This is a genomic window from Arthrobacter liuii, from assembly GCF_014639275.1.
GTDB classification, from domain to species: domain Bacteria; phylum Actinomycetota; class Actinomycetes; order Actinomycetales; family Micrococcaceae; genus Arthrobacter; species Arthrobacter liuii.
The window spans coordinates 12,594-31,460 of the sequence record NZ_BMFW01000024.1; the positions used below are offsets into that span (position 1 = coordinate 12,594).

Consider the following 18,867-nt stretch of genomic DNA (forward strand, 5'->3'; position numbering starts at 1 on the left):
ATGCCCAAACCCAGGACGGATGCGGAAAACCGGGGGCAGTCCCTAATGAAATTGCGGCCACTTGGACCAATCACTCTAAGCCGGTCAGGTCCGGGTAATAGGCGTCCTGGTGGGTATGCAACGGGATCGTCCGCTAAGGCTGGTCGGCGCCGCTGTTACACCGGGTCAGCGGCGCCGCCGGCGGCTCGTCGTCCGATGCTTGTTTTGTTGAGGTGGCCATAGATCGTGGAGCGCGGGACCTGAAGCAGATCGGCGATGCGTTGGACGGTGTGGTCCCCTGCGTCGTAGAGCTGTTGGGCGTGGTGGGCCTGGTCGGGGGTGAGTTTCGGGCGTCTTCCGCCGGTTCGTCCGCGGGCGCGGGCGGCCGCGAGGCCGTCGCGGGTGTTGGCGATGATGAGTTCGCGTTGGAGTTCGGCCAGGACGGAGAGCATCCCGAACATCGCCCGCCCTTCCGCGGTCGTGGTGTCGATGCCTTGCTCGAGGACACGCAATCCCACACCGCGTTCCCGGAGGGCTGCGCCGAGGGTGACGAGGTGGAGTACTGAGCGTCCGAGTCTGTCCAGGCGGGTGATGACGAGCTGGTCGCCGGCCCGGTTGGCGGAGGCGAGGGCCTTGTCGAGCTCGGGCCTGCTGGCTTTGGCGCCGCTGGCGTGGTCGAGGTAGATGTTTGCCGGGTCGACGCCGGCGCGGGTGAGCGCGTCCGTTTGGTGGTCGGGGTTTTGTTCGGCGGTGGAAACGCGTGCATATCCGATCAACATGTGTCGATAATACCTCCACGGCAGGGTTTGCCGACGTTGATTTCCGGCGCGGGTTTCCGACATCGATTTCGCGGCGTGTCTGTATAAACGAAACCCGTTGGCGTGTCACCATTTTTCGAAGGACCATTCTCGGGCGTTCCAGTTCCTAGCCTAGCGTCCGTGGAATGTGGTCGTCCGGGATGCCGAGAGCGATCAGATCGTCGCGGGCACGCACGTTCGGAATCACGGACTTCCGCCAGCTCGTGGAGCACGTGGGAGATGTGGCTTCGCAAACAGACAAGGGCCTGCTCCTGGTCGAAAACGCGAGGGACTTCCTGCAATCACGGAGGGTTGCCTCTCCCGGGATCGCGATCATTGAACGGGCCTGCGCGCAGGCCCTGACCAAAGGGAGCCGGCGAATCCACGCCACCTTATGCGGCCACCTCTCGGTCGAGCACCGGCGGCGCCTAGACGGCTTGCTGCTTCGCCGCCCCGATAGTCCATTGACCGAAATCGGATGGTTACGGCAGGCCCCGCTGCGCCCCAACGCACGGGCGATGAACGAGCACATCGAGCGACTCACTACCTGGCGTGCCCTCGACCTTCCCTGGGCCGCCGGCAAACTGGTGCACCGGAACAGGTTGCTGAAGTTGGCCCGCGAGGGCGCATCCATGACCGCGGCAGACCTTGCCAAGTTCGAGCCCGGACGCCGATACGCAACCCTCTTTGCCCTGTCCGTGGAAAGCATGGCAACCGTCACCGACGAAATCATCGAGCTGCACGACCGAATCATGGGCCGAATCATCCGCACCGCCCAGAACAAACAAAACCAGAACACCCTGGCGTCCCGCACCACCGTCTCAGCCATGATGCGCCTGCACTCCAAACTCGGTGACGCCCTCATCGAGGCCAGGGAAAACGGCGAGGATCCCTTCGCCGCGATCGAAACAGCCATCGGCTGGGAATCCTTGGCCGAATGCAACGCCCAAGCCAAGGAGCTCACCCGGCCGGCCCTCGAAGACCACCTCGCCCTCGTCAGCGCCCACTTCACCACGCTGCGCCGCCACACCCCGGCATTCCTTGCAACCCTCCACCTCCAGGCAGCCCCCGCCGCACAAGACCTGCTGGCCGCGATCAATGTCATCCGGACCCTGAACACCACCGGCGCCCGAAAGATCCCGGACGATGCACCCACGTCGTTCATCCGGGCCCGGTGGAGGCCCCTGGTATTCACCGCCACCGGCACCGACCGGGGCTTCTACGAGTTCTGCGCCCTCGCGGAACTCAAGAACGCGCTGCGCTCCGGAGACATGTGGGTCACCGGTTCCCGCCAGTTTCGCGACTTCAATGACTACCTTCTGGCCGGCACCGACTACACGGTCATGAAGGACGCCGGGACCCTTCCCCTGGTCACGGCCACCGGCGGCGACCACTATCTCCAGGACCGACTTGCCCTGCTCAGTGAACGGCTGCACCAGGTCAACGGGCTTGCAGCCCGCGACGAACTGCCCGGGGTGCTGATCACCGCTAACGGCGTGAAGATCACCCCGCTCGAGACAATCGTGCCGCAAAATGCGCAACCCCTGATCGACCAGGCCAGCGCCATGCTCCCGCGGATCCGAATCACCGACCTGTTGATGGAAGTCGATGGTTGGACCGGGTTCACCCGCCACTTCACCAACCTCAAGTCCGGCCAACCTTCCAAGGACAAGCAGCTCCTGCTCACCGCGATCCTGGCCGACGGAATCAACCTGGGATTGACGAAGATGTCGGAGTCATGCACCGGCGTCACCTATGCCCAACTGGACCGCCACCAAGCCTCCTACATCCGGGATGAAACCTACAGCGCCGCGCTGGCGGAACTGGTGAACACCCAGCACGTTCATTCCTTCGCCGCGCACTGGGGGCGATGGCACCACCTCGTCCTCTGACGGGCAGCGCTTCCGTGCCGGCAGCCAGGCCGAATCCACCGGGCATGTGAACCCCAAGTACGGTGCCGGGCCCGGACGGCTGATCTACACGCATGTCTCTGACCAGTACTCGCCCTTCCACAGCAAACTCATCGACGTCGGGGACCGCGACGCGACCTATGTCCTGGACAGGCTGCCTTACCACGAGTCCGACCTCGCGATCCAGGAACACTACACCGATACCGCCGGGTTCACCGACCATCTCTTTGCCCTCATGCACCTGCTCGGCTACCGGTTCGCACCCCGGATCCGCAACATCGGCGACACCCGCCTCTACACGACCACCAAAGATTCTCAACTGTCGACGTTGTCTCCGCTGATCGGCGGCACCCTCAACACGAAAACCATCACCGAACACTGGGACGAGATCCTTCGGCTGGCCGCATCGATCAAGACCGGCACCGTGACGGCCTCCTTGATGATGCGCAAGCTCGGTGCCTACCCGCGCCAAAACGGGCTCGCCACCGCGCTGCGGGAACTGGGCAGACTGGAACGGACCCTTTTCCTGCTGGATTGGCTCCAAGATCCCGGCTTGCGTCCCAAGGTGACTGCCGGGCTGAACAAGGGCGAGGCCCGGAACACCCTGGCCCGGGCAGTGTTCTTCAACCGCCTCGGAGAGATCCGCGACCGGTCCTTCGAGCAGCAGCGCTACCGGGCTTCAGGGCTGAATCTTCTCACCGCAGCCATCGTTCTCTGGAACACCGTCTACCTCGACCGGTCCATCACTACCCTGAACAGCGACGGCAAGGCCACTGACCCGGAGCTGCTGCGGTTCCTCTCGCCCCTGGGGTGGGAACACATCAACCTGACCGGCGACTACACCTGGCCCCGCGCCAACCACATCAAACCCGGCAAATACAGGCCGCTACGACGCTCGGCAAAACCTTAGCGTCGGATATTTCACTTTTTCAGAAGCCGCCCCTAGTCCCGGGGAGGTCGGTGACCGCCACGGCGGTGGCCTGACCCCAAGCGCGCTGCGAGGTGGTCGAACATCGCCTTCCCCGGCGATACGCAAGTTTCTGGTCGCTCTGGATTTGGGTGCAGGAGTCATTACCCACGGGGATGCGTGGGGCCGCCGTTTAGTTTTTGGCGTCATCCGCGGTCAGGAGTTGCGCGATGCGGTAGGTGACGAGTTCACGCATGACAAGTCCGGTATTTGTGCGTTTGACGCCGTCAGTGCCGAGGATTCGCCCGGCGATGCGGTACAGATCGTCCGCGTCGCGGGCGACCACGTGGACCAGCAGATCGCTGACTCCGCTCAATCCCTGTACTTCCAGGACCTCTGGTATCTCGCCAAGGGCCTTGCCTACAGAGGCCAGTTTGCGTTGCGTGACCTTGGTAACGACGTAAGCACTCAGTGGGTAACCGAGGAATGCGGGGTCGATTCTGCGCTCGAAGGAGCGCAGCGCTGCTTCTTCCGCATATCGGGCGAGCCGGGAACGGACGGTATTGCGGGCGAGTCCCGTGGACTCGGCAACGGCGATGTTTGTGGCGTCAGGGTCGGCGATGAGCGCTTTTAGCAAAGCCGCATCGATGGGGTCAGCCTTCCGGTGTGTGGTCATTTTGCTTAGTCTCCTGAAACGGTTCGGGTGATCAAATGCGCATTTTGCTCATTTTACACAACACAGCTTGCGCAGAGTGTTTATGCATGGTGGACTTATGAGCAATCCCCGCCGCGGTATGAGCGATCACTGGCTATCTGCCACCGGTCAGCTGGGGGCAGCTTCACGAGAGCTGCCCCTCCCCGTCCACCCCCTGACGGGTCTTTCAAACCCCTCCTCGATTTCCCCCGAAAATTATTAGTTGAAGGCACTCTTATGAACCTGAGCCCTGTCAGTGAGGATGTGGCGGCGGATGCTGCTTCGTTCTACGGCGATCCGCGTTTGGATGCCTTGGCCGCGATCGAGCGTCGTGTGTTGTGGCTTTCGACCTCGATCATTCACCACGCGAATCGGGTGCGCCCGAACGTGTCCGGGATCAAGGTCGGCGGGCATCAGGCTTCGAGTGCCTCGATCGCCACGATCATGACCTCGCTCTGGTTCGGCCAGCTCCGTCCGGAGGACCGGGTGTCTGTGAAGCCGCATGCCTCCCCGGTGCTGCATGGGATCAATTATCTGCTGGGCAGCCTGGAGGAGAAGTACCTCACGACGCTGCGGGAGTTCGGCGGGCTTCAGAGTTACCCGAGCCGGTCCAAGGACCCGGACCCGGTGGACTACTCCACCGGTTCGGTCGGTATCGGTGCGACGGCGCCGATCTGGGGGGCGATCTCGCGGCGTTACACCGAGACGGTGAGCGGGGTCCCGAGCCGGGGGCGCCAGTATTCGCTCGTCGGTGACGCCGAGCTGGACGAGGGGGCTGTCTGGGAGACTGTCCTGGATTCCAATGTTGCCGATCTTGGTGAGATCGTGTGGATTGTTGATCTGAACCGGCAGTCCCTGGACCGGGTCGTGCCCAACATCGCCGCGGGCAAGTTCGAGCGTCTGTTCGCGGCTGCCGGCTGGCAGGTCATTACCGTGCGCTTCGGGCACCTCCTGGAAAGCCTCATGGCCCGCACCGGAGGCGATGCCCTGCGGGAACGCATTGTTGAGATGTCCAACCCGGAGTACCAGCGGCTCCTGCGTTGCTCCGCCGAAGAGCTGCGCCGCCGCCTCCCGGGTGAGGGCGCAGGGAGTGAGGCCATCGCCGGCCTCATCGCGGGCGTCGAAGATGAGGTGTTGATCCGGGCGATCAGGAACCTGGGCGGCCACGACCTGGCCGCGCTGCGCGAGGCCTACTCGCAGATCGATGACACCAAACCGACCGTCATCATCGCCTACACCGTCAAGGGCAACGGCCTGCCCACCGAGGGCCACCCGCAGAACCACTCCTCGCTGCTCACGGTCGAGCAATACCGGCAGCTCGCAGACCGGATGGGTGAGAACCCTGATGCCCCCTGGACGCGTTTTGACCCCTCAAGCCCCGAGGGGCAGCTGGTCCGGACAACGGCTGAAACCCTCCATCGCGACACCCAACCGGTCGTGGCGCCGCCGACAGTTCCGACTGATTTCGGCCGGACCCCCTCGGGCACGGCAACCACGCAGGCCGCACTCGGGCGGGCGCTGCTTGACCTCAAGCGGGCCGCGCCCGAGGTCGCCCGGCGCGTCGTGACCGTCAGTCCCGACGTGAGCTCCAGTACCAACCTCGCCGGCTGGGTGAACAAGGTCGGCGTGTGGTCCGTTGAAGAGCGCCAGAACTGGTTCAGTGACGACGCCGAGACCGTGATGCACTGGCGGGAAAATCCCACCGGACAACACATCGAACTCGGCATCGCCGAAGTCAACCTGGTAAGCCTCCTGGGCGAGCTCGGCGCGACCTGGAGCCGCTGGGGCCAGCCGCTTTTCCCGATCGGTGTGCTCTATGACCCGTTCGTCGAACGCGCCCTCGAACCCTGGTCCTACGGTATCTACGCCGGCGGGCAATCCATCCTCGTCGGGACACCGTCCGGTGTCACGCTAGCCCCCGAAGGCGGGGCACACCAGTCCATCAAGACCCCCTCCATCGGGTTGGAACAGCCCGGGTGCACCAGCTACGAACCGGCATTCGCCATCGACGCCGAATGGACGCTGCTCGCCTCCATGTCCCAACTCGGCCGACCCGAGGGCAAATCCGCATATCTGCGGCTCTCCACCAAACCGGTCGACCAGCAGCTGGCCGCCGTGCCCGAGGACCCGGCCGCCCGTGAGCGTCGCCGCCGCCAGGTGGTTGCCGGCGGTTACGTGCTGCGCGCGGCCACCGACCCGTCCGCGACGATCGTCACCATGGGAGCCCTGGTCCCCGAAGCACTGGCAGCCTCCGAACGCCTCGCGGCCCACGGCACCCCGGTCGACGTCGTATGTATCACCAGCCCGGGCCTGCTCTACGAAGCACTCCAGGGCCGCAACGGACAGAACCAGGACGCACCCTCCTGGATCCTGGACCAGATCCTGCCACCAGAACGTGCCGTTCCCATGGTCACCGTACTCGACGGACACCCCCACACACTCGCGTTCCTCGCCGGCGTGCACCAGGTCAAAAGCCGCAACCTCGGCGTAGACAGCTTCGGCCAGGCCGGTGACATCGACGACGTCTACCGCTACCACGGCATCGACGTCGACAGCATCGTCCGCGCCACCCTGGACCTCACCCAATGACAGACACGACGACAACGACGTTCACTCTGCCAGCGATGGGAGCGGGCGGAACGGTCGCGCCCCTTTCGCGCTGGCTGAAAAAACCAGGAGATCCGGTCACCGACGGCGAGCCGTTACTCGAGGTGGCGACGGACAAGGTCGATACCGAGATATCTGTTCCCTTCTCAGGCACGCTGGTCCGTATCCTCGTCCACGAGGAGGACGCCGTCGAAGAGGGAACCGAACTAGCTAGCCGTCATCGAACACCTGACGATCGCGCAGCCGGCTTCTGTTCCCCAGCCGCCGCCCGTGGCCGGCCCCTCCCAGGACAACCCGTCGGCCACCGCCAGGGCGTTTTCCCCGGAAGCCGGCCCCGGAGCTGGTGGTTCTGTCACCGGCCCCTCCCAGGGCATACCGGTTCCGTCCTCACTCGCCCCTGCGGTATCTTCCGTTTCTGTCGCCGTCCGGGCCGGGGAGCGCCGGGAGAAGCTCACGCCGATCCGGCGCGTGATCGCGGACAGGATGATGGAGTCAACAGCGCAGCTGACCACTGTCGTGGAGGTCGACGCGTCACCGCGGTTTCCAGGATGAGAAAGAGCTACAAGGCCGAGGGTCGCAAGATCTCCTACCTTCCGTTCTTTATCAGGCCGCCGTCGAGGCTCAGCAGGTCTATCCGGTGTTCAACACCACGACCGCGAACAGTGGCACGGAGCTCGTTTACTATGACTCGGTCAACCTGGGCATCGCAGTTGATTCGCGCAAAGGACTGATGGTTCCTGTGGTGCGCAATGCCCAGACGAAGGGCGTTGACGAGATCGCCGCGGCTGTGGACGATCTCGCCGGCCGGTGCGTACCGGCAGCATAACTCCCGGTGACATGGAGGGCGGGACTTTCACGATCACCAACACCGGCAGTAGGGGCTCGCTGTTCGATACCCCCAACCTTAACTACCCGCAGACAGCAATCCTCGGCACCGGGGCCGTTGTGGAACGCGTCGTGCCTCTCCCCTCAGAGGATGTCCGTATCGGGCATCAGATCCTTTGTCTACCTGGTCCTGACCCACGACCACCGGATCGTCGACGGAGCAGACGCCGCCCGCTTCCTCTCACAGATCAAGACACACATCGAAACAGGCGCGGCCGACGGAATCTCTAAGCCGTGGATCCGGTGTGGGCCAACGAGAGGCTATGGATTAAGCCAGCCGCCAGAGCGAAAGGAGCACCGGCATGAGCCTGCACCAACAGTCCAGGGACAGCGTCCTCCTCAACGGGCGGGGCTACAACCGCGTCGGCGAGGCCGCGAAGGAAACGTTGTTAGCCCTGACCATCCAGAATCCTACGGCTACCGGGGCCAGCCAAACGCTCCTCATGAAGCAGTGGAAGCGCCTCTGGCCGCAGGAATTTGTCGAGCTTCGCCGCGGTCTCCAGGTAGTTGGCACCGGATGGGTTGATGAAGTCACCCGGGACGGCAGTATCATCTGGATCCATCTGAGCGGCGGATGGGGTCGGGTGATGATCCACGAGGGCGGCGACGGGATCGACATGCCAAGATTTGAGATGGTAAATGTTCCTGCTGAAATGTCGGCCATGCCCAGCTTCCTGACACGGGCCTTCTCGACAGCTTCCTGCAGGAGCAGTCCGGCACCTAGCGTGGTCGGCACCGGAACCCCTAAACTCTGGGGACTGCATTGATGAATCCGGGCCCAACCGGGCGATGTTCGTGCGGGGTTGGAGGCCTTATCTCGGCAGCACAATTCCGAGCCGGGCCATCCGTCTGTAGATGGTGGCCCGGCTCAATCCAAGCTCGTCGGCCGCCATCCCGACGGTGATTCCCGGTCGGGAAAGGCACCGGACAATTTCGTCGCGTTCAAAGGACTCGATTCGCGTGAGATGAGGGCCGGGTGGCCCGGCTAGCGCGGGTGGCAGGTGCTGGACATCGATTGTCTCGGTGCGCAAGGACGCGGCATGAATCACACGGAAAAGCTCGTCGATGTTCCCCGGCCAGTCGTAGCCGGTCAGTACCCGTTCCGCTGCGGAGCTAACGTCCACCTCACGCAGACGGGTCTGGCGGGCGGCGTATCGGGCCAGTGGCATAATGTCGCCGCTGCGCTCCCGCAGTGACGGGACCGATACGACCGTGTCGACCATGGCGCCGAGTGGTTGCGGGATCGCGGCCAGGTCATCGGAAGTGACTGCCCAAACCAAGGCAGGAGGGCTGCCGTCGGAAGCCGGCCGCAGTGACCGCAGCGCAGCGGTGGCACGCTCGTGCAGAGCCTGGGCGCCCCACGCGGGGAGAGCATCGACGTTCTCTACGATGACAGCGGTTTCGGGTTTGGCCAGTTCGGGGGTCCAGAGGGACAGCCACGCTTCGACGTCCTCAGGAGCGGGCGCCGCGGCGCACAGGATGCGGCTGCGCGGGTGCGCTTGGCGCAGTGCCTGGCCCAGGAGGGTGGCACGTCCTGTGCCTGGCTCACCGACCGCTGCCACCACTCGGCCCGCTGCCAGGGCCCGTGTCGCCTGATCGAGTGCGTCGGTCCACACTGATGACATTGCTCGCAAAGTTCCCGAGCCGGGTTCGAACCGGCCCCGCTGAACCCGGAAGACCCCGCCGCGCGGTGCGGGTTTTCTTGATCGTCCCTGGGACCTGGCAAGCATAAGCGTGGACGTGTTGCTTGCCGCGGACTGTGCCAGGGCAAGCAGGAGTTCCGGTGAAGACTTGGACCAGGTGGTGATGTTGACGCTGCCTTCCAGGCGGCCGGTGACGGGATCCAGCACGGGAACTGCGGCGCACGTGTAGGTTCGTAGGCTGGCGCTGTAGTGTTCCTCGGCCCGCACGAGTGTGGGCGTGCGGTCGGCTAGGGCAAGCCCCAACCCGTTCGTTCCGGCGTCCCGTTCCGAGAACGCGAAGCCTGGTGCCAGGTACACCTTGTCCAGTGCCCGCAAAAGCGAGGTGTCGCCGCTGAACCGGTTGAGGACGAGCCCGTCTGCGTCGGTGAGCATGAGGCTGAGAGGTTCGTTAGCCAACGTGCTGTGCAGCCCGGTGAGGACTTCGCGCCCGCACTGGAAGAACAGCGAATCGCTCTCGATGTTACCGGCCCACGCCGGTTCTGCGGTTTCGGCCGAGACCCCATATTCTTCACTGCGCTGCCATGACGCGAGGAGTCGCTTGGCGGCAGTCATGATCTGGCCAGGTTGGGCCTCGCGGGCCAGCCTGGCGAGTCGTTCATCTTGGTTCGGCGCCATTGCCGCCTCCTTGGTTCTGTCACTCGAGAATACTGCGAGCCGGGAGTCCCGGCCGCATGGCGTGTCTCAAATTGAGACACCAGTCACACGCCTGGAGCCGTTGACCGGGCTTAACGTCATGGGGGACGCGACTATGGCAGTCGCGGAAGGAGAGACCAGACATGTACAGCAAAGACGGCGAAAACTACTTCATTGTGGACGCCCACATCGCCTTATGGGACGCCCGGCCGGAGAACCAGCGCAACATTCACGGCAAGCAGTTCATCGACTGCTTCTACGACTATCACCGCAATCTCTCCCCGGAGGCGGAGCAGTGGTCCTACGAGGAGTACCTCTACCAAGGCGGCGAACGCCTCATGAAAGACCTGTTCGACGACGGTTACGTGGATCACGCGATCTTCCAGCCGGCCTACCTCGGAGAGTTCTACAAGAACGGTTTCGCGCAGGTCCAGGAGGCCTACGGCCTCGCGGCCGCCAACCCGGACAAGCTCACCTACAACCACTGCTACGATCCCCGGCACGGGGAGGCCGGCCTCGACCGGCTGCGGGCCGACCACGAAAAAATGAACTTCACCGGCGTCAAGCTCTACACCGCCGAATGGCATGGGGAATCGCGGGGCTACAAGCTCTCGGACCCATGGTCGTACCGGTACTTCGAGGAGTGCCGCAAGCTCGGCATCAAGAACATCCACATCCACAAGGGGCCCACCATCCGCCCGCTGGACCGGGACGCCTTCGACGTCGCGGACGTCGACCACGCCGCCTCGGATTTCACTGACCTCAACTTCATCGTCGAACACGTTGGCCTGCCCCGGCTCGAAGACTTCTGCTGGATCGCCACCCAGGAGCCCAACGTCCACGGCGGGTTGGCCGTCGCGATGCCGTTCATGCACACCCGACCCCGATACTTCGCCCAGATCATCGGCGAGCTCATCTACTGGATCGGGGAGGACCGGATCCAGTTCTCCAGTGACTACGCACTCTGGACGCCACGCTGGCTGATCGAGCGGTTCGTCGATTTCCAGATCCCGGAGGACATGACGGAGTACGCGCCGCTCACGACAGTTCAGAAGAAGAAGATCCTCGGGCTCAACGCAGCCAAGATGTACAACATCCCCGTCCCCGCAGAGCTCCAACTACCGAACGCAGAAGAGACCGCAACCGGACCCCGCCAGCCGGAACGGGCCGACCTGGCCGGCGTCCGATGACTGCCGTCCACGCGGAACCTTGCGCGGCCCGGGCGACCAGCAGGGTCACCAAAGAAGACGTTCGCGTTGCGCTGGGCGCCGTTCTCGATCCAGAACTCGACGAGCCGATCACGGACCTTGGATTCGTCCGCTCGTTGGAGGTCACGGCCGGCAGTGACGGTGCCGTTGTGAGGCTTCATCTGCGCCTGCCCACCTCGTTCTGCTCACCGAATTTTGCCTACCTCATGGCCTCCGACAGCAAGGACGTCATCACGGCACTCAAAGGAGTGGCGAGCGTTACCGTCGAACTCGACGACCACCACGACTCCGACCTCATCAATGCCGGCTTAGCCGCCGACGCCGGCTACCGCGGCACGTTCAAGCACGAGGCGGAAGACAGCCTGGAGGAACTGCGATGGACATTCCGCCGGAAGGCACACACGGCCGCCATGGAACGATGCCTCACCGAACTCCTGCGGTCCGACCCCGACCTTTTGGAAACGGACATGGGGAACGTGCGTCTCTGGGACCTTCCGGAGGGGAGGAACAAAGAGGCACTGCTGCGCAGACGCACCGCCCTCGGCCTGCCGGGAGGAACGAACTCGATTGTCCTGGTCAACCACGAAGGCCACCCCTACCCCGCCGAGGCGGTGCCCATGGCATTGCGCCGTGCCCGCTCGACACGCATTTCCATTGACGGAAACGCCCACTTTTGCCGCGGCCTGCTCCGCACCCGCTATGACGGATCCGGCGCAGACCAGACCGCCCGGCCCGAAGGCGCCGAAGCCACCCCCAACCACGAACAACTTCCCTTTACAGTCAAGGAGACCCACCAATGAACACCATGCGAGCCGTCCAAGTGGTCGGCTACCACCAGGAACTCAAGATGGCCGAAGTGCCGGTCCCCAGCGTCACCGGCCCCCTGGACGTCGTGGTCAAAATCGGCGGGGCCGGAGTGTGCCGAACGGATCTGCACATCCTGGAGGGCCAGTGGGCTGACAAGTCCCACGTCCACCTGCCGTACACGATCGGCCACGAAAACGCCGGCTGGGTCCATGCAGTCGGGAGCGCCGTCACCAACGTGAAGGAAGGGGACAAAGTCATCCTTCACCCGCTCATCACCTGCGGCCTGTGCCGAGCCTGCCGCTCGGGCGACGATGTGCACTGCGAGGAGAGCAAATTCCCCGGCATCGACACCGGCGGAGGGTACGCCGAGTACGTCCTGACGTCCGCGCGCTCCGTCGTCAAAATCGACGATGCCCTGGAACCGGCCGACGTCGCCGCCCTGGCCGACGCCGGCCTGACGGCCTATCACGCGGCCGCTAAAGCAGCCAAGCGGCTGACAGCCCGGGACACCTGCGTGGTCATCGGAGCCGGGGGCCTGGGACACATCGGAATCCAGGTCCTCAAAGCACTCACCCCCGCCCGAATCGTGGTCGTCGACCGCAGCGCCGCCGCCCTGGACCTGGCAAGAGAGATCGGCGCGGACGCCGGCGTCCTCGCCGACGGGTCGCAGATCGACCAAGTCCTCGCACTCACCGGCGGAAAGGGCGCCCAGGCGCTGATCGACTTCGTCGGAGAAGGCGGCGCAACCGCTCAAGGGCTTGCAATGCTGCGCCAGGCAGGGGACTACTACGTCGTGGGCTACGGCGAGAACATCAACGTCCCCACCATCGACATCGTCTCAGCCGAGATTAACATCATCGGCAACCTCGTCGGCTCCTACAACGATCTGCAGGACCTCATGGCCCTCGCCGCACGCGGGGCCGTCACCCTCCATACCCAGAAATACACCCTGGACGACTTCCAGCACGCGATCAGCGACCTCGAAGCAGGCCTGGTGCGCGGCCGGGCCATTCTCGTGCCCTGAAAAGCTCACCCGGACTTCAACACATCACAAGGAGCATGAAATGAAACCGTACATAGGCGTGGGGTTATCTGTCGGCATACTGGCCGGCATCTGGACACAAGTAAGCATCGAACTGGGCCTCATCACCTGGGTGGCCTTCATAGCCTGGGCATGCTTCTTCGCCGCAGGCGGAGGAGCCCACGGATTCAGAAACGGCCTGGCGGCCAATCTGTCAGGAGTCGTCTACGGCTGGCTTGTCGCGCTGCTGACCACCGTGGCGGACTTCCCGGGCGTCCTGGCCGTCGGCGTGGGCGTTGCAGCCCTGGCCATGTGTCTGCAGGCAGGATGGGCCCCGCTGTCATTCATTCCAGGAGCTTTCGCCGGCACTGCTGCGTTTTTCGGCACAGCGCTCTCATTCTGGCCCACCGTAGCGGCGCTCGTGATCGGCGCAGGCCTGGGTTGGGCCTCGGCACTCATCGGCGACCGGCTGCAGCGACTCCTCATCAAACCAGAGGCTGCCGCAGGAGCCCGCGATCCTAACCATCCAGTGCAGACAGCCTGACCGTCATCTCGGCCGACCGGGCCGTCTCGATCCGGGCGGCCCACGAAGGAGCCGAAATTGATCTTCATCACCGCAAAATCCCAGGTCAAACCGGAGCACGCGGAGGCCTGGCCCGAAATCGCCAAGGACTTCACCGATGCAACCAACGCAGAATGCCCGTTCGGGTGACGGCCTGGCGGTCCCGGTAAGATCTCTCAACAAAAACAGCCATTGAAATGGTGCCGGTTCCTGTGAAAACCATGCGCCACCCCAACGGCCGACAGCTGCTATGTCAGTCGTTTCACCCCGGCCGCGGGGCTGAACGTAGTTCTGTTGCGAAGGAGAGCCACCCTCACTGGTGATCCGCGACGTGCAGCGGGTCTTAGGGCTGCTCTCCCACGGGCCCTCGCCCCTGGGGTAGCAGAACGATGCCTCCGGTGAATAGAAGCCCCATGTCACCTGAAGTGGGTCCGCAGGACGCAGCGCATAGACGGGATGGGTGGTGGGGTCAAGGAACTCGAAGCTGGTCACCCCCCAGCCTTCGGCCAGCGGAGCCTGGAAGGGATATATGCCGGTGGTCAATGTTTCTTCGACGCTGGCCAGGTAGCGGAGCTGGCCACGGCGGACGGCGGCGATGCCACCGCCCACAGCAACGGTCGTCCGAATGATCGGGGCACCGTTGGCTTCCTTTGTGGCAGTGAATGGTCTCGATCACCGATCCGTGCAGTCCGTCGAGAACGTCCTGGAAACTCTCGCCGGGTACGACGTGCACCCTCTTGACTCCGTGGGCGAGCAGGCTGTCGACAATGACATGTGCAGCAGTTTTGGACCAGGATGCTGATCGAAGTGGCCTGGTACTGCGTTCGACCGTCGTTTGGGTCATCGTCTGGTGGTGCTTTCTGTCGTTGGTGTCAGGGGCATCGCAGCGGACGTCGTTCTCTTGTCTTGCCAAGCGGAGTTCGGACGCCTCGCCCCATGCATTGTTCCGTGGTGGAGAGGCTGACGGAAAGGCTCCGGGCTTCACAGTGATTGAAGCCCGGAGCCTTAGATATCCGGTTGCTACTTTTCGTTCAGTGGGAGGGGATCGTTCTCAGAATTCACGTGCTCAACAGTGGTGAACACAATTTCGTTGTCGCCGACATTCTCGATGTCATGCAGCAGGTACTCTCCGGCACCGAAATGGAAGTGGCGGGTTTCTCCCGGCTGATAGGTTACATCGCGGGTGGTGCCGTCGAAGGTGTGCTGGCGGCTGCGACCGCCGTTGACTGCCGTCCAGAAGTAATCCAGGACATGGCGATGTACGTGCCAGCGCTCACCCGGGGCGAGCCTGATTTCCCAGACACGGACCCTGTCGTTTTCGCTCAGAAGCTTGGAACCGACGGCACCGTCGAATGCGTGCTCTTCGAACTCCTTTTTCAGTTCGTCGGACCACCCTTCGAAGTTGGTGCCGATGAGCTCACCGGCGAGGGGAAGATCGGAAAGGAATCGTGTTTCAGTCATGCGCTCAGCACCACTTTCAGGGCATCGGTTTCGGCTGCGTTTTTGAAGATTTTGTAACCCTTTTCCACGTCCGAGAGCTTCAGACGGTGGGCGATCAGGGCCGTAGGGCCAAAGGTTTCTGGGGAAATATCGTCTGGGATTATCGGGTCTGGGTGGTTGCGCCACTCGGCCTGCCCAGGTCCGAAATAAACGTGAGCCAGCATGGCTTCCCTCCGAGGTTGTGTTGAAGACTTGTGCACATAGACGCGGCGCGGGACGGGACTACTGTCCGGGTCCATAGAGGCCGAACCGGAGGTCCGGATCCCCAGGAGTCCACGTGTTTTGAAACTGGGAGCGTGCACCCATCCTGGTCACTCGGTCGATGAGGTCGCGGCCGACCTGAAGCTGTCCTGGTTCCCACTTGGCCAAGGCTGTTGCGACGTTGTCGTTTTTGCTCAGAGCCGCGGCTAGGGCCCAGGCGTCTGCGGCTGCTTTGGCGGCAGCGGCCGCGGCGTGCGGGCGGGCGGCGAAGGCGGCGTCACCGATCAGTGCCACACGTCCTTGAATCATGCGCGGTGTACGCACGTCCAGTACCGGCTGGATGTATGGCTCGGCGGTGAGATTGACCAGTTCTGCTGCTGCCGGTGCCAGCAGCTCGGCTGCTGCGGCTTTCATCTCCGTGATGTATCGGTCCTGCACCTGGCCGGGGTGAACGGAGACCGGCCCGGTGAATCCGCGCTTGTCGGTCAGGATTTCATCAAGCTCGGGGCCTTCCGCGACATTCCGGTACCAGACGTAATTGAGCAGGCGCTTGCCAACTTCGAAGCCGTTGTCCGGGCCCGGGATCGGGTACATGCAGATGTGGGTGTCCGGGCCCACCGAGTATGTCAAAGAGCTGCCCAGTAACTCTGCCGTTTCGGGGGAGACGTCGCTTTCCAGAACCGTGCCGCGCCAGCCGATGTAACCCGAATAGGAGAGGCCGGCGTCGGGGTAAAGGCGCTTCCGCCCTACGGAGGTGATGCCGTCCGCGAAGACCACGAGATCGGCGCGCTCTGTCCTGCCGCTGACGAAGCGGACATCGACCCCCTCGGGGTCCTGATCGAACCCGACGGCGTATTCGCCCAGGACGTAGCTTTCTCGCCCGAAGTCCGCCAGCAGCGAGTTGTACATGACACTCCAGGAGCTGTAATGCCACTCGGCCTTCTCTTCGAAGATGACCTTGTTTTCTGCTCCCAGATAGCGGAGGAACTGCGTGGAAGTGCTGACGTCCTCAGGGGTGATAGTGCTTCGTTCCCTGAACCATCGAAGGGTGTCAGGCTGAAGGACGATGCCGCCTCCACGATTACCCAACTCGGTGGGCGTCCGTTCGAAGATCGTGACATCAAACCCTTGTTCCTTGAGTAGAAGGCCTGCGGTAAGTCCGCCAATGGACCCCCTAGGACCAGCGCCCGCCTGCCGGAATGGGTACTCATTGAGTTAGCTCCTTTGCCAATTTCTTGCGTCATCGGTGACCGCAATCGCTACATTCAGTGTTGTCGGTGCAGCAGAGTGGGCATAGGTGTGACGAACCATAATTGTGGGCACTCCTATGTGTGGCTGCACAGGTTAATGTCCGAGTGCTTCAGAGTCCTGCCGCCGTGGGGGCTCTCTTGCCGGGCTGGTTCCTCGTAGAGAAGACCTGGCCCGGGCTCGCTCGCAGGAACGGAATCCAGGCATGCTGTTCTCTACGCTAAGTGGGGAATAGAGCGTCGGTGACATGTTAGCGGGATGCAATGCCTTAGCGGGATGCATTGCCGGTGGTTTTCAGGTGCCAGATCCTGAGGGTCAGATGGTTGTCGAGTTGACGTGTGGCGTCGAGCCAGTCTTCGCCGAGCAGGAGAGCGATGCGTTCGAGGCGCTGTTTGACGGTGTTGCGGTGGATGAAGAGGCTTTCAGCAGTTCGTGCCAGGTTGTGGTGTGTTTCCAGGAACGTCCAGGCTGTCCGGGTCAGTTTGGTGTTGTGTTCACTGTCGTGGTCGATGAGCGGCTGGATCTGTGAGTAGAGGCTCTCTTGGGCTCCGGTGGAGTGGACGGCGGCGAGCAGCAGTCCCAAATGCCCGAGCTGGTCTCCGTCCAGGAGCTCGCCGCGTCGTTCCAGGACCAGCAGGCTGGACAAGGCTAGTTCAGCCTGATGGTTCGCCCTTTTTACACCGGCCAGTCCGTCGGTAGTGCTGGCGTGTCCGGCGGTGGCGGGAATTCCACTTTCCTTCAGTTTGGCCATCACCGCTTCGGTGAGGGTTTTGCTGCCGGAGACCAGGACACATATGCGGGATCCTCGGCGGGCGATAAGTGCCTTTGCCGGGCCAAGGCCCTCACGGATGGTTTTCTCGACGCGGGCGTAGTCTGCGCCGGCGGAATCGAAGACGGCGACCGTCATTTCTCCGTTGGGCCGTACTCCAAAGCGTGCAGTCCTTTGCTGGATGAGGTCCAGTGGGACGTCTCGGTCAGAGAGGAGGTCATCGAGGACTTCGAACTGAAGCCGTTGCGCCGAATCGTGTGTGGCCTGGTCAAAGAGCCGTAGGACTGTGAGGAAGACTGCCAGTCTTTCGGCGATGGAGCGTTGGCTTCCGTTCAGCGGGCCGCGGGCGACGAGGGTGGCCAAATGCTTCGGGCCTGCTTGGGCTGGGACCAGGACCAGTTCTTCATTATTGGTGACGAAGATGTGTGGGCGCCCGGTGGCCACCGCTTGGGCAACAGTCGATTCGAACGTCGCTTGCTCACCCGCGCCTCTGAGCAGTGCACCAAGCGGGGCGGTACCCGGATGCAGCGATTCCAGGGGCTCTTCCTGCAGGATGCCGTTAGCAGGATCGAGTACCAGTATGTCTGTGCCCAGGATCTGCCGGGAGAGGGCGGCAAATCCTTCAAGGCCGCTCCCGCGGACCACGACCTCAATGAATCGTTCGTCGAGGTCGATGAGTCTCTGAAGGCCGCCCATCTCTTCGAGCCGGGTGCGGTTTTCGTTTCCCAGCCGTTGCAGGGCGGAGGTGGCTTCCGCGAAGCGCTGCGCATTGTCGATCGCGACGGCGGCATGCTTGCCGATCGCATCCACCAGGTCAACGAGCTCCGGCCCGTATACCCGGGGCATCCTGTCCGCGATAAGAAGTGCGCCGATGACCTTGCCGTAAAGGTGCAACGGAACCCCGAGTATCGCGCGCACTCCCTCTTTGCCGACGATGTTGTCGATATGCGGCAGATGCGAGATGGCGAGGTCGGTGAGGTAGTCCTCGGTCTGATACGGCGAGAGCCCGGCTGCGGCTTTCCCCAACACGCCGGTTCCAATCGGCATCCGGATGGTTCGGTAATCCTCAGTGGCAACGCCATCGGATTTCCTGATGTACGTCTCGTGTCGTTCGTAGTCGTTAAGACTGATGTACGCCATGTCGCTTCCGGCGAGGATGCGGGTGCGCTTCACGATCGCCAGCAAAACCGCCTCAACGTCCCTGATCCCCGTCAGATCCGTCGCGGTGTCATGGAGCGCCCGGAGCAGGTCCTCGCGTTGTCGCCGCTCACGGAGCCGGGCATTGATGCTCAGGGCAGCCCGTGCTGCGCTGTCGGTTACTTCATGCCTGTCGAGCGCCTCTTGCAACGCCTTCGCCAGGCTTTCATCAGTAATCCCTGCTTCGATGCGCTCCAGCCATATACCCATGGTCTTCATACTTGTGGGCCTCGTCCCTA

The 18,867-nt window shown here is 63.2% G+C and carries 14 protein-coding genes and 4 pseudogenes; 11 read left to right on the top strand and 7 right to left on the bottom strand.

Features of this window, described 5'->3' with window-relative positions; all coding sequences use genetic code 11:
* Positions 1 to 155 precede the first annotated feature (155 nt).
* On the bottom strand, positions 156 to 758 hold the full coding sequence (locus IEW19_RS17775) for a recombinase family protein (RefSeq protein ID WP_188572929.1): 603 nt from the start codon (positions 756 to 758) through the stop codon (positions 156 to 158).
* Positions 759 to 973: 215 nt separating this feature from the next.
* Between IEW19_RS17775 and IEW19_RS17780 the strand changes: the two are divergent.
* A pseudogene (locus IEW19_RS17780) lies at positions 974 to 3,596 on the top strand (Tn3 family transposase); the annotation flags it as partial.
* A 190-nt stretch (positions 3,597 to 3,786) separates the two neighbouring features.
* On the opposite strand, the gene IEW19_RS17785 reads toward IEW19_RS17780, so the two are convergent.
* Entirely contained in the window at positions 3,787 to 4,269 is a 483-nt protein-coding gene (locus IEW19_RS17785; protein WP_174182094.1) for an Lrp/AsnC family transcriptional regulator, read from the bottom strand.
* Positions 4,270 to 4,524: 255 nt separating this feature from the next.
* On the opposite strand from IEW19_RS17785, the gene IEW19_RS17790 reads away from it, so the two are divergent.
* The 6 genes and pseudogenes from IEW19_RS17790 (at position 4,525) to IEW19_RS23640 (ending at position 8,546) form a co-directional block, all read left to right on the top strand.
* Positions 4,525 to 6,876 carry a thiamine pyrophosphate-binding protein gene (locus IEW19_RS17790; RefSeq protein ID WP_174182092.1) on the top strand — a complete coding sequence of 784 codons (2,352 nt, stop codon included), beginning with the start codon at positions 4,525 to 4,527 and terminating at the stop codon, positions 6,874 to 6,876.
* A pseudogene (locus tag IEW19_RS24260) lies at positions 6,873 to 7,094 on the top strand (lipoyl domain-containing protein); the annotation flags it as partial. The gene IEW19_RS17790 and the pseudogene IEW19_RS24260, both read left to right, overlap by 4 nt.
* 70 nt (positions 7,095 to 7,164) lie before the next feature.
* A complete protein-coding gene (locus IEW19_RS23630; RefSeq protein WP_229748554.1) occupies positions 7,165 to 7,446 on the top strand; it encodes a dihydrolipoyllysine-residue succinyltransferase component of 2-oxoglutarate dehydrogenase complex in 282 nt (93 codons plus the stop codon).
* An 85-nt stretch (positions 7,447 to 7,531) separates the two neighbouring features.
* Positions 7,532 to 7,818, top strand: a pseudogene (locus IEW19_RS23635) (2-oxo acid dehydrogenase subunit E2); the annotation flags it as partial.
* 52 nt (positions 7,819 to 7,870) lie between these two features.
* Positions 7,871 to 7,939, top strand: a pseudogene (locus IEW19_RS24265) (hypothetical protein); the annotation flags it as partial.
* Between the two features lie 142 nt (positions 7,940 to 8,081).
* The gene (locus IEW19_RS23640; RefSeq protein ID WP_217432814.1) at positions 8,082 to 8,546 is read left to right on the top strand and encodes a hypothetical protein; all 465 of its coding nucleotides are present in this window, start codon (positions 8,082 to 8,084) and stop codon (positions 8,544 to 8,546) included.
* A 45-nt stretch (positions 8,547 to 8,591) separates the two neighbouring features.
* On the opposite strand, the gene IEW19_RS17800 is transcribed toward IEW19_RS23640, so the two are convergent.
* On the bottom strand, positions 8,592 to 10,097 hold the full coding sequence (locus tag IEW19_RS17800; protein WP_188572930.1) for an AAA-type ATPase lid domain-containing protein: 1,506 nt from the start codon (positions 10,095 to 10,097) through the stop codon (positions 8,592 to 8,594).
* A gap of 161 nt (positions 10,098 to 10,258) precedes the next feature.
* Between IEW19_RS17800 and IEW19_RS17805 the strand changes: the two genes are divergently transcribed.
* From IEW19_RS17805 to IEW19_RS17820, 4 genes are read left to right on the top strand one after another with little or no spacing between them, the layout of a single operon-like run.
* Positions 10,259 to 11,305 (top strand): amidohydrolase family protein, encoded by a 1,047-nt coding sequence (locus IEW19_RS17805; RefSeq protein WP_174182088.1) that lies wholly within the window; start codon positions 10,259 to 10,261, stop codon positions 11,303 to 11,305.
* A complete protein-coding gene (locus IEW19_RS17810; RefSeq protein ID WP_188572931.1) occupies positions 11,302 to 12,123 on the top strand; it encodes an iron-sulfur cluster assembly protein in 822 nt (273 codons plus the stop codon). The genes IEW19_RS17805 and IEW19_RS17810 overlap by 4 nt, the downstream gene beginning before the upstream one ends.
* Positions 12,120 to 13,154, top strand: a complete 1,035-nt coding sequence (locus IEW19_RS17815; RefSeq protein WP_217432810.1) for an NAD(P)-dependent alcohol dehydrogenase — start codon at positions 12,120 to 12,122, stop codon at positions 13,152 to 13,154. The genes IEW19_RS17810 and IEW19_RS17815 overlap by 4 nt, the downstream gene beginning before the upstream one ends.
* Before the next feature lie 40 nt (positions 13,155 to 13,194).
* Positions 13,195 to 13,695, top strand: a complete 501-nt coding sequence (locus IEW19_RS17820) for a DUF1097 domain-containing protein (RefSeq protein ID WP_174182084.1) — start codon at positions 13,195 to 13,197, stop codon at positions 13,693 to 13,695.
* Between the two features lie 1,038 nt (positions 13,696 to 14,733).
* On the opposite strand, the gene IEW19_RS17830 is transcribed toward IEW19_RS17820, so the two are convergent.
* The 4 genes from IEW19_RS17830 to IEW19_RS17845 all read right to left on the bottom strand — a co-directional run bounded on the left by IEW19_RS17830 (position 14,734) and on the right by IEW19_RS17845 (position 18,838).
* A complete protein-coding gene (locus IEW19_RS17830; protein WP_188572932.1) occupies positions 14,734 to 15,174 on the bottom strand; it encodes a cupin domain-containing protein in 441 nt (146 codons plus the stop codon).
* Positions 15,171 to 15,377 (bottom strand): hypothetical protein, encoded by a 207-nt coding sequence (locus IEW19_RS17835; RefSeq protein ID WP_174182078.1) that lies wholly within the window; start codon positions 15,375 to 15,377, stop codon positions 15,171 to 15,173. Before IEW19_RS17835 ends, IEW19_RS17830 begins: the two co-directional genes overlap by 4 nt.
* Positions 15,378 to 15,435: 58 nt before the next feature.
* On the bottom strand, positions 15,436 to 16,581 hold the full coding sequence (locus IEW19_RS17840) for an FAD binding domain-containing protein (RefSeq protein ID WP_188572958.1): 1,146 nt from the start codon (positions 16,579 to 16,581) through the stop codon (positions 15,436 to 15,438).
* Between the two features lie 349 nt (positions 16,582 to 16,930).
* Entirely contained in the window at positions 16,931 to 18,838 is a 1,908-nt protein-coding gene (locus IEW19_RS17845; protein WP_188572933.1) for a helix-turn-helix domain-containing protein, read from the bottom strand.
* Between the last annotated feature and the right edge of the window lie 29 nt (positions 18,839 to 18,867).